This window comes from Mesorhizobium sp. M2A.F.Ca.ET.067.02.1.1, assembly GCF_004023285.1.
Lineage (GTDB): Bacteria > Pseudomonadota > Alphaproteobacteria > Rhizobiales > Rhizobiaceae > Mesorhizobium.
The window spans coordinates 1-11,759 of the sequence record NZ_RZSB01000101.1; the positions used below are offsets into that span (position 1 = coordinate 1).

Annotated in this window: 12 protein-coding genes; 5 read left to right on the plus strand and 7 right to left on the minus strand. The window is 64.6% G+C overall.

From position 1 onward, the window contains the following. From EOA28_RS10630 to EOA28_RS10645, 4 genes are all read right to left on the minus strand, one after another. Nucleotides 1–231: F0F1 ATP synthase subunit delta (locus EOA28_RS10630; protein ID WP_189342002.1), on the minus strand; the 231-nt coding region annotated here is incomplete at its 3' end. Between the two features lie 234 nt (nucleotides 232–465). Beyond that, complete coding sequence (locus EOA28_RS10635) at nucleotides 466–861, minus strand: DUF4345 family protein (RefSeq protein ID WP_042645646.1); 396 nt, start codon at nucleotides 859–861, stop codon at nucleotides 466–468. Nucleotides 862–974: 113 nt separating this feature from the next. Beyond that, a complete protein-coding gene (locus EOA28_RS10640; RefSeq protein WP_127249875.1) occupies nucleotides 975–1,670 on the minus strand; it encodes an aspartate/glutamate racemase family protein in 696 nt (231 codons plus the stop codon). A gap of 32 nt (nucleotides 1,671–1,702) precedes the next feature. Then, nucleotides 1,703–3,886, minus strand: a complete 2,184-nt coding sequence (locus tag EOA28_RS10645) for a primosomal protein N' (protein WP_127249874.1) — start codon at nucleotides 3,884–3,886, stop codon at nucleotides 1,703–1,705. Between the two features lie 90 nt (nucleotides 3,887–3,976). Here EOA28_RS10645 and fsa point away from each other — a divergent pair, with 90 nt between their 5' ends. Continuing rightward, nucleotides 3,977–4,633 carry a fructose-6-phosphate aldolase gene (gene fsa / locus EOA28_RS10650; protein ID WP_126080575.1) on the plus strand — a complete coding sequence of 219 codons (657 nt, stop codon included), beginning with the start codon at nucleotides 3,977–3,979 and terminating at the stop codon, nucleotides 4,631–4,633. A 334-nt stretch (nucleotides 4,634–4,967) separates the two neighbouring features. Here the strand turns inward: fsa and lptE are convergent, their stop codons facing one another. Next, nucleotides 4,968–5,549 (minus strand): LPS assembly lipoprotein LptE, encoded by a 582-nt coding sequence (gene lptE / locus EOA28_RS10655; RefSeq protein WP_127249873.1) that lies wholly within the window; start codon nucleotides 5,547–5,549, stop codon nucleotides 4,968–4,970. Continuing rightward, the gene (leuS, locus tag EOA28_RS10660) at nucleotides 5,536–8,163 is read right to left on the minus strand and encodes a leucine--tRNA ligase (RefSeq protein ID WP_126080573.1); all 2,628 of its coding nucleotides are present in this window, start codon (nucleotides 8,161–8,163) and stop codon (nucleotides 5,536–5,538) included. The genes lptE and leuS overlap by 14 nt, the downstream gene beginning before the upstream one ends. 216 nt (nucleotides 8,164–8,379) lie before the next feature. Here leuS and EOA28_RS10665 point away from each other — a divergent pair, with 216 nt between their 5' ends. From EOA28_RS10665 to EOA28_RS10680, 4 genes are all read left to right on the plus strand, one after another. Beyond that, nucleotides 8,380–9,042, plus strand: coding sequence for a YggS family pyridoxal phosphate-dependent enzyme (locus EOA28_RS10665; RefSeq protein WP_126080572.1), 663 nt, complete (start codon nucleotides 8,380–8,382; stop codon nucleotides 9,040–9,042). Nucleotides 9,043–9,126: 84 nt separating this feature from the next. Further along, entirely contained in the window at nucleotides 9,127–9,381 is a 255-nt protein-coding gene (locus EOA28_RS10670) for a type II toxin-antitoxin system Phd/YefM family antitoxin (protein WP_126080571.1), read from the plus strand. Continuing rightward, nucleotides 9,381–9,782, plus strand: a complete 402-nt coding sequence (locus EOA28_RS10675) for a type II toxin-antitoxin system VapC family toxin (RefSeq protein WP_126080570.1) — start codon at nucleotides 9,381–9,383, stop codon at nucleotides 9,780–9,782. Before EOA28_RS10670 ends, EOA28_RS10675 begins: the two co-directional genes overlap by 1 nt. A gap of 129 nt (nucleotides 9,783–9,911) precedes the next feature. Beyond that, nucleotides 9,912–10,961: an aldo/keto reductase gene (locus tag EOA28_RS10680; RefSeq protein ID WP_126080569.1), complete on the plus strand. Its 1,050-nt coding sequence runs from the start codon at nucleotides 9,912–9,914 to the stop codon at nucleotides 10,959–10,961. Nucleotides 10,962–11,022: 61 nt separating this feature from the next. Here the strand turns inward: EOA28_RS10680 and EOA28_RS10685 are convergent. Beyond that, the coding region (locus tag EOA28_RS10685) for a LysR substrate-binding domain-containing protein (protein ID WP_128314883.1) at nucleotides 11,023–11,759 on the minus strand (737 nt) is incomplete at its 5' end.

Sequence of the window (11,759 nt, forward strand, 5' to 3'; positions counted from 1 at the left end):
GGTTATGCCTGCCTTGTCGGCAATGGCCGCGATGGCCTTGGCCTGGTCCTCGCTGGAGAACACCGGGCTGTCGATCAGCCGCTTGAGATCGTCGCTGCCGTTGAGCATCACCTCGAAGCTCGTGAGGTCGGCCTCGACCTTGGCGACTGAATTGTCCTGCAGAGCAAGCTCGAACAGCGAGCCTGCGTAGCGTTCTGCGACAGCTGAGATTGGCGATGACGATTGGGCCACGGACCGTCTTTTCTCTTGTCTGACAGGCCGCAGATTGTTGGCGCGAGCGGGAACTCTGGCTAAATCTTTGACCTTACTGCATTTTTCCAAGCACGGAGGTGCGGCTTCCGCTATCCCCGGTCGAAAGTCGATTGCCGTCTAGCACAGGCTTTTTAAGACCGCAATGCATCGTCCGGCATGGTTTTCAGGCACTTTTGTCGCATCAGGCGGCAGAGTCCAGCGGAAGTGCTGGATTCATGGCACAAAGCCGAAGGCGAAGGCGAGTGGCAGGGCCGCAAGCGCCAGCTCGACAACGATCGAAACCCAGTTGAACGGCGTGTTGGCGCCGTCCGACATCATCGACAGCAGGCGGCCGAAAGCGGTGAAGAGCCACGAGAAGCCCAGCGCCATGTAGAGCAGCGGCTGCGCCAAAAGGATGCAGCACAGGCTGACGCCGAGATAGAAGCCCGACATGCGGCCGCGCCCCTCGGCGATCGCCGCCGCCTTCTCCGGCCTGGGCTGCAGCCGCAGCACGCGAAAGGCGAGTCCCGGCGCCAGGAACAGGAATAGGCCGAGCGCCAGGGTCACGACAGCGCTCGACCAGGCCAGCCATTCGCCCTGGCTCGCGGGCCACGGAAACGCGAAATCCATCTTATCCCCCTCGTAAAGTCTTGTTCTGAAATTGCCGGCATTCTAGCGGAGGAAAACCGGCACGCCAGATGGCGGCCGGCACATTAGAAAAGACGCATCAGACGAGCGGCTGGTCACGACAGCGCGAAGTCGACCGCGGCCTCGGCATGGATGCGTGTGGTGTCGAACACCGGAACGTCGAAATCGCCCTGGCCGATCAGCATGGTGATCTCGGTGCAGCCCATGATGACGCTGTCGACCTGATCGGTGCGGCGCATCCGGCCGACCTCGTCGAGATAGGCGGATTTTGATTCTCGCCTGACGATGCCCTGGCAGAGCTCGTCATAGATCACCTTGTGCACCATCTCGCGGCCGGCCTGGTCCGGCACCACGGGCTCGAGGCCGTATTTGTCTACGAGACGGCTTTTGTAGAAATCCTGCTCCATGGTGAAGCGCGTCGCGAGCAGCGCCGGACGCCTAACCCCAGCTTCAACGACAGCGCGTCCGGTGGCGTCGGCGATATGGATGAGAGGGTTCGAGATGGCCGCCTGCACCGCGTCGGCCAGCTTGTGCATGGTGTTGGTGCAGATCACCAAGCCTTCCGCGCCGCCCGCCTCCAACCTTCGGGCCGCCTCCACCAAAAGCGCGGCGGCGCCTTCCCAGTCGCCCGCATGCTGCCGTTCGGCGATCTCGGCGAAATCGAACGACCACAACAACAGCTTTGCCGAATGCAGCCCGCCCAGCCGCTCGCGCACGATCTCGTTGAGCAGGCGGTAATAGATCGCCGTCGATTCCCAGCTCATGCCGCCGATCAGGCCGAGGGTTTTCATAGGCGAGCACTCCGCTGAGCTGTCTTTCTCGTTTATAGGAAGCTCTGCGGGTCGATGTCGACCTGCACGCGCACCGAGCCGCGCAGCTTCGGCCCCTCCGCCAGCATGGCGCGGATGAAACCCTGCATATCGGCGCGCCGTTCACCCTGGACAAGCAAGCGGAAGCGGTGACGGCCGCCGATCAGCGACAATGGCGCCTCGGCTGGGCCGAGCACGAACAAGTCCGAAGCCTGGGGCGCCGCGCGCCGCAAGCCTCGCGCATGGCCCTCGGCCTCGCCCCGCGTCGCCGCGCTCACAATGATGCCGGCGAGCCGGCCGAACGGCGGCAGCCCTGCACGCTCGCGCTCGGCGATCTCGCGCTCGTAAAAAGCTTCCGAATCGCCCGAAACGATCGCCCGCATCACCGGGTGATCCGGCTGGTAGGTCTGCAGCAGGCCAAGGCTCTTCTTGCCGGTGCGGCCGGCGCGTCCCGTCACCTGGCTGAGCAGCTGGAAGGTGCGCTCGGCGGCGCGCGGATCGCCATTGGCAAGCCCGAGATCGGCGTCGACCACGCCGACAAGCGTCATGCCGGGAAAATTGTGACCCTTGGCGACGAGTTGCGTGCCGATGACGATGTCGGCTTCGCCATTGGCGACGGCTTCGAGCTCGAGCCGCAACCGGCGCACGCCGCCCAGAAGGTCAGACGACAGCACGATGGTGCGCGCGTCCGGGAAATGGGCGACCACTTCCTCGGCGATTCGCTCGACGCCGGGGCCGCAGGCCACCAGATGGTCGAGCGTGCCGCATTCCGGACAAGCCTCCGGCCGCCGCTCATTATGGCCGCAATGATGGCAGACGAGCTGGCCGCGAAAGCGATGCTCGACCAGCCAGGCCGAACAGACCGGGCAGCCGAAGCGATGGCCGCAGACGCGGCAGAGCGTCAGCGGCGCATAGCCGCGCCGGTTGAGGAAGAGCAGCGACTGCTCCTTCCTCTCCAGCGTGCGCTGCATCTGTTCCAGCAGGACCGGCGACAGGAAGCCGCCGCGCGCCGGCGGCGAGCGCCGCATGTCGATCGACTTCAGATCGGGGAGCGCGGCTTCCGCGAAACGCGACGACAGCACGGCCCGGTCGTAGCGGCCCTGGCTGGCATTGACCCGGCTTTCCACCGACGGCGTCGCCGAGGCGAGCACGACGGGAAAGCCGCCGATATGGCCGCGCACCACCGCCATGTCGCGCGCATTGTAGAAGACGCGGTCTTCCTGCTTGTAGGCGGGATCGTGCTCCTCGTCGACGACGATCAGGCCGAGTTCCTTGAACGGCAGGAACAGCGCCGAGCGCGCCCCGGCGACGACGCGCACGCCGCCCTCGGCCACTTGCCGCCAGACGCGTTCGCGCATCCGCGGCGGCAGGTCCGAATGCCACTCCGCCGGCTTGGCGCCGAACCGGTCCTGGAAACGTTCGAGGAAGGCATGGGTCAACGCGATTTCCGGTAGCAGGATCAGCACCTGCCTGACCTTGTCGAGGGCCGCCGCCACCGCTTCGAAATAGACTTCCGTCTTGCCCGAGCCGGTGACGCCATCGAGCAGAGTGACGTTGAAGGCATCGGCAGCGATTGCCGAGCGCAGCCTGTCCGCCGCAGCTTCCTGGTCCGGCATCAATTCCGGCATTGCGTGAGAAGGGTCGGGCGCGGCCACGACCGGCCGCGGCGGGATCATCACCGTCTCGAACACGCCCTGCGCCCGCAATCCGTCGATCACGGTCGAGGACACGCCCGCCGCATGCGCCAGGCCCGAGCGCGTCCAGGCCAGCCCGCCTTCGGCCGTCTCCAGCACGCGTCGCCGCGCGTCCGTCAACCGGTCCGGCTCGGCCAGCGTGCGCTGCAATCCCTCGATCCAGGGCTCCGGGTCGAACGCTTCGGGAGCGCGGAGTAGCATCCGCGCGACCATGCCTGGCGCCGACAGCGTGTAATGCGCGATCCAGTCGACGAAGCGGCGCATGGCCCGGTCGATCGGCGGGCAGTCGAAGACCTCCTCGATCGGCCGCAACTTCTTCGCGTCGACCGTCTCGACCGCGCCGTCCCAGACAATGCCCGCGACCTGGCGCGGCCCGAGCGGCACGCGCACGATCGAGCCCGGCACCACGCGCATGCCGGGCGGCACGGCATAGGTGTAGGGCCGTTCGGCAGGCATCGGCACCAGCACCGGCGCGGCCGCGACAAAGGGCGAATCTTCGATCATCAGGCGTGACCTTGCCCTGACTTTGGTCTAGATCAAAGGGGACCCTCTCATCTGCCTGGCGCCCGCCGGGCAATCCCCAAGGAGACAGCCATGAAGTTTTTCGTCGACACCGCTGACATCAAGGAAATTAAAGAGCTGCACGATCTGGGGCTTCTCGACGGCGTCACCACCAACCCGTCGCTGATCCTGAAATCGGGCGGCAAGATCGCCGAAGTCACCAAGCAGATCTGCGACATCGTCGAAGGCCCGGTCTCGGCCGAGGTCGTGGCGACCGAATTCAATCAGATGATGGCCGAGGCCGAGGTGCTGGCCAAGATCGCGCCGAATGTCTGCATCAAGGTGCCGCTGACGCTGGACGGGCTGAAGGCCTGCAAGACCATCCGCACCGAGATGAAGCGCATGGTGAACGTGACGCTGTGCTTCTCGGCCAACCAGGCGCTGCTCGCCGCCAAGGCCGGCGCTTCGTTCATCTCGCCCTTCGTCGGCCGCATTGACGACACCGGCTCGGACGGCATGGAGCTGATTTCCGAGATCCGCACCATCTACGACAATTACGATTTCAAGACCGAGATCCTGACCGCCTCGGTGCGCACGGTGAATCACGTCAAGCAGGCGGCGCTGATCGGCGCCGATGTCGTCACCGCGCCGCCGGCGACGCTGAAGGCGCTTGTCAATCATCCGCTGACCGACAGGGGCCTCGCCGCCTTCCTCGCCGACTGGGCCAAGACCGGCCAGAAGATCGGCTGAGACCGACATCTCGCCAGACCAGAAAAAGGCCGGGTGACCGGCCTTTTTTCTTGGCAAAGTGTCTATACCTTGGTGGGTCGCATGCCTTGGCGATTGGCCGGAGCGCCCATCGCGATCGTCATCCACGGGCGAAGCAAGGAGCGAAGCGACGCGGCGCAGACCCGAGGATCCATGCCGTGACATACGAGCGTCGCAACGGCGCAGAATTCTGCTCCGCTGCACCTTCGCGTTGAGGTAACGGAATGGATCCCAGGGTCTCCGCGACGCCGCTTCTTGGCTGCTCCGCCCAGGGATGACGACGTCGGGGAAGCTTCGGCCAATCCCCGGCGAGGAATTAGGCTTTCTTGCCGTGCTTGGCCAGATCCTGCGCGATCGACAGCCGCAGCAGATCGGCCAACTCGCGCGCCGCGCGGTTCTCGGCATCGATCTGGGCGCGATAGGCCGCGAATTCCTGGCGCGGCCGGTCGAAGGACGACGGGATCGAGCGCTTGCCGACGGCAATCACCGTGTTGGTCGCGGTGTCCCTGAGCACATAGTTGGCGGTCAGCGTGACCGTGCCCGCCGTCGGCTCGTCTTCCTGGGTCTGCACCTGCACGATGGCCGCCGATTCGACCAGTTCGGTGACGCCGAGATCGAGCGTGTAGGCCGGCGAGGCCGGCTCGCCCGAGCCCTGCCCGAAAGCGAAGATCAGATTGTTGCGCACCTGCTGCGCATAGCGGGTGTTGACCGGCTTGATCGAGATCGAGGCGAGCTCGGCGGACGCGCTGAGCTGCGATCCGGGCGACAGCGGCTGGTTGGAATAGAGCGGCCGCACGGTGCAGGCCGAGACCAGCGCAAGCGCGGCGACCATGCCGCAGACCGCCAGGCGGCCGCGCAGGCGGATCGCTTGTGGCTTCACCGGATCAGGCAACGACATTGACGATCCTCTGCGGGACGATGATCACCTTGCGCGGAGCCTTACCCTCCAGTGCTTTTTGCACGAAGTCGAGAGCCAGCACCGCTTTTTCGACGGCACCTTGATCCGCGTCGCGGGCAATTGTCAAATCCCCGCGCTTCTTGCCGTTGACCTGCACCGGCAGCACGATCTCGTTGTCGACGACCAGCGCCGGATCGTAGACCGGCCACGGCCGCTCGGCGACCATCTCGGTCCCGCCCAGCGCCTCCCAGCATTCCTCCGCCAGATGCGGCATGACCGGCGCGATGATGTGCACCAGGATCTCCACCGCCTCGCGGCAGGCGCCCTTCAGCGCAGCATTGGCCTTGCCTTCGGCGACGTCGTTGAGCGGCGTCGCCAGCGCATTGGCAAGCTCATAGATGCGGGCGATCGCGCGGTTGAAGCCGAGCTTCTCGATGTCCTCGCCGACCGCCCTCAGGATCTTGTGCGCGGCCTTGGACACGGCGCCCGCATCGCCATCCTTCGCCGCTGCCGGCTTTACGCCGGGCAGAGATTCGGCGGCGATCTGCACCAGTCGCCAGATGCGCTGCACGAAACGGTGCGCGCCGGCCGCGCCATCGTCTGTCCACTCGACGTCGCGCTCCGGCGGCGAGTCCGACAGCATGAACCAGCGCGCCGTGTCGGCGCCGTAGCCGTCGGTGATCTCTTCCGGGCTCACCGTATTCTTCTTCGATTTCGACATCTTCTCCAGCGCGCCGATCGTCGCCTCCTCGCCGGTGGCGATCTCAAAGGCGAGGCGCTTGCCGCCGACATCCTCGAGCCTGACCTCGCTCGGCGACAGCCAGCGCCCGTTGTTGGACGGGCCGCCGACACGGTAGGTCTCGTGCACCACCATGCCTTGCGTGAACAGGCCCTTGAACGGCTCGGCGAGATTGAGGTGACCGGTCTCGCGCATGGCGCGGGTGAAGAAGCGCGAATAGAGCAGGTGCAGGATCGCGTGCTCGATGCCGCCGATATACTGGTCGACCGCCAGCCATTCATCGGCCGCTTTCGGCTCGGTCGGCTCATTGGCCCAGGGCGCGGTGAAGCGGGCGAAATACCAGGACGAATCGACGAACGTGTCCATCGTGTCGGTCTCGCGCCGCGCGTCGCGGCCGCATTGCGGGCACTTCACATGCCGCCAGGTCGGATGCCGGTCGAGCGGATTGCCCGGACGGTCGAACTCGATGTCGTCGGGCAGCTTCACCGGCAGGTCGGCCTTCGGCACCGGCACGACGCCGCAGGCTTCGCAATGGATCATCGGGATCGGGCAGCCCCAGTAGCGCTGGCGCGAGATGCCCCAGTCGCGCAGGCGGAAATTCACCTTGCGCTCCGCCATCGGCCGGCCGCCGATCGTCTTTGCCTCCAGCAGCTTCGCCACTTCATTGAAGGCCTTTTCGGGCTTCATGCCGTCGAGGAAGCGCGAATTGATCATCACGCCGTCGTCGACATAGGCCTCCTCGATGACCTGGAAGGTCTTGGCGTCGCCGTCTTCGGGCATCACCACCGGGATCACCGGCAGGCCGTATTTGTTGGCGAAATCGAGGTCGCGCTGGTCGCCCGACGGGCAGCCGAAAATGGCGCCCGTGCCATATTCCATCAGCACGAAATTGGCGACATAGACCGGCAGCGTCCAATTCTCGTCGAACGGGTGGACGACGCGGATGCCGGTGTCGAAGCCCTTCTTTTCGGCCGTCTCCAGCGCCGCCACCGAGGTGCCCATATGGCGGACTTCCTCGATGAACTTCGCCAGCTCGACATTCTCCTCTGCGGCCTTCCTCGCCAGCGGATGGTCGGCGGCGACGGCCATGAAGGAAGCGCCGAAGATGGTGTCGGGCCTCGTCGTGTAGACTTCGAGCTCATGCGCGTCGCCAACCGGTTTTGCCAACGGCCAGCGGATCAGCAGGCCTTCGGAGCGGCCGATCCAGTTGTGCTGCATCAGCTTGACCTTCTCCGGCCACTCCTCGAGCAGGTTGAGCGAATCCAGCAGATCCTGCGCGAAGTCGGTGATCTTGAAGAACCACTGCGTCAGCTCGCGCTGCTCGACCAACGCCCCCGAGCGCCAGCCACGGCCGTCGATGACCTGCTCGTTGGCGAGCACCGTCATGTCCTCCGGATCCCAGTTGACCTTGGAGGATTTGCGCGTCACCAGCCCCTTCTCGACGAAGTCAAGGAACAGCATCTGCTGGCGGTGATAGTAGTCGACGTCGCAGGTCGCGAACTCGCGCGCCCAGTCGAGCGACAGGCCCATCATCTTGAGCTGCTCGCGCATGACGGCGATATTTTCGTAGGTCCAGTCCTTGGGGTGGACCTTGTTCTGCATGGCCGCGTTTTCAGCAGGCATGCCGAAGGCGTCCCAGCCCATCGGATGCAGCACGTTGAAGCCCTTGGCCCGCTTGTAGCGCGCCACCACATCGCCCATCGTGTAGTTGCGGGTGTGGCCGATATGGATCTTGCCCGACGGATAGGGGAACATCTCGAGCACGTAGTATTTCGGCTTCGGATCGTCGTTGCGAGCCTCGAACAGCTTCTTTTCGGCCCAGGCCTTCTGCCATTTGGGCTCTGACGTGCGCGGATTGTAACGTTCGGTTGCCATCGGATGTTTTTCACTTAAAAGCAGGTGCGCGGTGCTGGATTAAGGCGTGTGTTGATATTCAGGTCAGGCCGGCATTCGCAGGCCGGCATCGCCCGAATATCGACACGCCCAGGCCGGCAGCCGAGACAATGTCGTCGCGGTGTTCACCATGGATTGCCGGACCCGTCAACTGCGGCGAGCCGGCCCGGCCATGAAAACTATAGGCAGGATAGTGGCATGACGAACGCCGTAGAGCAGCTTCACGCGGTCAAGGCGAAGATAGCAAGCGCCGAGCGCGAGGCAAGGCGCGAGCCCGGCGCGGTCACCCTGGTGGCGGTGTCGAAGACCTTCGCGGCCGAGGACATCCGCCCTGTGATCGAGGCCGGCCAGCGTGTCTTCGGCGAGAACCGCGTGCAGGAAGCGCAGGGCAAATGGCCGGCGCTGAGGGAGGCATTTGCCGATCTGGAGCTGCATCTGATCGGCCCGCTCCAATCCAACAAGGCCAAGGAAGCCGTCGCGCTGTTCGACGTCGTCGAGACCGTCGACCGCGAGAAGATCGCCGCGGAGCTTTCAAGGGAAATGACCAGGCAAGGCCGGACGCCAAGACTCTATGTCCAGGTCAACACCGGCTCCGAGCCGCAAAAGGCAGGCATCGAGCCGCGCGAGGCGGTCGCCTTCGTCAAGCGCTGCCGCGACGTTCATGGCTTGGCCATCGAAGGCCTGATGTGCATCCCCCCGGCCGATGAGAACCCCGGCCCGCATTTCGCGCTGCTGGAAAAGCTCGCTCGCGAGGCCGGCGTTGAAAAACTGTCGATGGGCATGTCCGGCGACTATGAGACTGCGATCGCCTTCGGCGCGACCAGCGTCCGGGTGGGATCGGCGATCTTCGGCAGCCGGTAGCCTGCGCCCCGTATCTTGCGCCGGTATCGATTGATATCTGCGGCTACCGCGTTATATCTAGCCAAGCTAGCTAGGAGCAGCAAGATGAACTGGCATCTTCAGGACGCGAAGAACAATTTCTCGAAAGTGGTCCAGCGGGCGCGAACCGAGGGACCGCAGACCGTGACACTTCGCGGCGAACGTGCCGCGGTCGTCCTCTCCGCAGACGACTACGATCGCTTGGCCGGGAAGAAGAAATCGCTCGTCGAGTACCTATTGAGCGGTCCAGGTTGGGACGAGGAGTTTGACAAGGAAATCACCCGTCGCTCGGACACGATTATCCGGGACATTGATCTCTGATGTATCTGCTGGACACGAACGTCGTGTCGGACGTGCAAAGACGGTTGCCTAAGCCGACTGCCTGGATAGCTTCGATTGATCCGGCGTCGATCAACCTTAGTGTCATTACGCTGGGTGAGATCGAGCGAGGAATCGTCAAACAGCGTAAGATCGACCCTGAAAGGGCGGCTCGGCTCGATATCTGGCTGCGAGAACTTCGAAGAGACAATACGGACCGCATTCTCGCGATCACGGAGGAGGTCGCTCTTGCCTGGGGTCGCATAACGGCGGGACGCACACGGGGGAGCGCCGACTCGCTTATTGCGGCGACCGCCCTCGTGCACGACCTGATCCTGGTCACGCGAAACGTCGCCGACTTCGAGGGCGTCGGCGTTACAGTCCTCAATCCCTGGGAAGTCTGACCGTTCTGGGATCCGCCGGCGGGCAACTTCACGCCAAGTTGACTACCGTGGTTGTGCCAGCGCTTGAAACGAAACGGCCCGTTCCTATTTGCTTGTGGTCACTCACTCCTTCTCTCGGGGAATCCCACCATGCGCTACAACCAGCTTGGCAATACCGGCCTTTTCGTTTCCGAACTCTGCCTCGGCACCATGACGTTCGGCGCCGCCGGCGAGAATGCCCAATGGGGGCTGATCGCCAGTCTCGACCAGAAGGGCGTCAACGAGATCGTCGCCCGCTCGATCGCCGCCGGCGTCAATTTCTTCGACACGGCGGATGTCTATTCCTTCGGCCAGTCCGAGCAATTGCTCGGACAATCGCTCAAGGATCTCGGCATCAAGCGCTCGGACGTCATCATCGCCACCAAGGTGCATGGCGCGATGGGCAACGGCCCGAACGAGCGCGGCTCGTCGCGCGGCCACATCATGGATTCCGTCGACGGCAGCCTGAAGCGGCTGCAGCTCGACCATATCGATCTCTACCAGTTGCATGGCACCGACACGGTGACGCCGATCGACGAGACGCTGCGCGCGCTCGACGATCTCGTCGCCAGCGGCAAGGTGCGCTATGTCGGCGTCTCCAACTGGCAGGCCTGGCGCATCGCCAAGGCGCTGGGCATTGCCGAGCGCAAGGGCTTCGCCCGTTTCGAGACCATTCAGTCCTATTACTCGATCGCCGGCCGCGATCTCGAGCGCGAGATCGTGCCGCTGATCAACGAAGAGAAGCTCGGCCTGATGGTCTGGTCGCCGATGGCCGGCGGACTGCTCTCCGGCAAATACGGCCCTGGCGCTCCCGGCAATGGCGAGGGCCGCCGCGCCTCCTTCAACTTCCCGCCGGTCAACGAAGACCGCGCCTGGGCGGCGGTCGCCGTCATGCGCGAGGTGGCGAAGAAGCATGACGTCAGCGTTGCCACCGTGGCGCTTGGCTACGTGCTGGCAAAACCTTTTGTGATGAGCGTCCTCATCGGCGCCAGCCGCATGGACCAGCTCGAGCAGAACCTCGCCGCTACCGGCTTGCAGCTCGATGCCGACGATCTTGCCAGGCTCGACGAGGTGAGCGCGCTGCCCGCCGAATATCCCGGCTGGATGCTTGAGCGGCAGAGTGCCGGCCGGCGTCCGGCGCCGTTCGTGCCGAAGGCGTGATCTATCTCCAATAGGCTGGCTTTTTTCGGGAGCCGCGCTGTCTAAGCGCGGCTCTTCCATTTCAGAGCCGGACAGTTTCCGCGAGAAAGTCGAGAAAGGCCCGCACCCGCGCCGGCAGATGCTTGCCGTGGCCGACATAGACGGCGTGCGTCGGCTCCTCGTCGCCGGGATTGAACGTCTCCAGCAGCGGCACGAGCCGCCCTGCGGCGATGTCGGGCTCGACATGCCAGCGCGCCAATCTTGCGATGCCCGCTCCGGCCAATGTCGTCAGCCGCATCGCTTCGCCATCGGTCAGCGACATGTTCCCGACGATCGGCAGGATGATCGATTTGCCCGCGGCATCAATGAAAGGCCAGCCGTCGATATGCCTGGCGAAGCCGAAGGCGAGCATGTTGTGGCGGGCAAGGTCGGACAATGCGCGCGGCGTGCCGCGTGCTGCGAGATAGGCGGGGGACGCAACCAGCACCATCCGGCTCTGGCCGAGCTTGCGCGCCACCAGGCGCGACTCGCTAAGCGGTCCGGCGCGTATGGCGACATCGGCCCGCTCCTCCAACAGGTTGATGACATTGTCGGTCAGCACCGCTTCGACGGAAATCTCGGGATAGCGCTCCAGGAAACGCGGCAGCAATTCCATCAGCCGGTGCTGGCCGAACGGCACATAGGAGTTGACCCTGAGCTTTCCGCGCGGCGCGGCGCCTGCGGCCGCCTCGCGTTCCGCCGCATCAAGATCGGCAAGGATACGCAGGCCGCTGTCGTAAAAGCTGGTTCCCTCCGGTGTCAGTTGCAGCTTGCGTGTCG

Coding starts and splice junctions, on each gene's coding strand:
- EOA28_RS10680 (WP_126080569.1), top strand. CDS start 9,912: ATGCGCTACAACCAGCTTGGCAATACCGGCCTTTTCGTTTCCGAACTC.
- EOA28_RS10640 (WP_127249875.1), bottom strand. CDS start 1,670: ATGAAAACCCTCGGCCTGATCGGCGGCATGAGCTGGGAATCGACGGCG.
- EOA28_RS10665 (WP_126080572.1), top strand. CDS start 8,380: ATGACGAACGCCGTAGAGCAGCTTCACGCGGTCAAGGCGAAGATAGCA.
- EOA28_RS10635 (WP_042645646.1), bottom strand. CDS start 861: ATGGATTTCGCGTTTCCGTGGCCCGCGAGCCAGGGCGAATGGCTGGCC.
- fsa (WP_126080575.1), top strand. CDS start 3,977: ATGAAGTTTTTCGTCGACACCGCTGACATCAAGGAAATTAAAGAGCTG.
- EOA28_RS10645 (WP_127249874.1), bottom strand. CDS start 3,886: ATGATCGAAGATTCGCCCTTTGTCGCGGCCGCGCCGGTGCTGGTGCCG.
- EOA28_RS10670 (WP_126080571.1), top strand. CDS start 9,127: ATGAACTGGCATCTTCAGGACGCGAAGAACAATTTCTCGAAAGTGGTC.
- lptE (WP_127249873.1), bottom strand. CDS start 5,549: ATGTCGTTGCCTGATCCGGTGAAGCCACAAGCGATCCGCCTGCGCGGC.
- leuS (WP_126080573.1), bottom strand. CDS start 8,163: ATGGCAACCGAACGTTACAATCCGCGCACGTCAGAGCCCAAATGGCAG.
- EOA28_RS10675 (WP_126080570.1), top strand. CDS start 9,381: ATGTATCTGCTGGACACGAACGTCGTGTCGGACGTGCAAAGACGGTTG.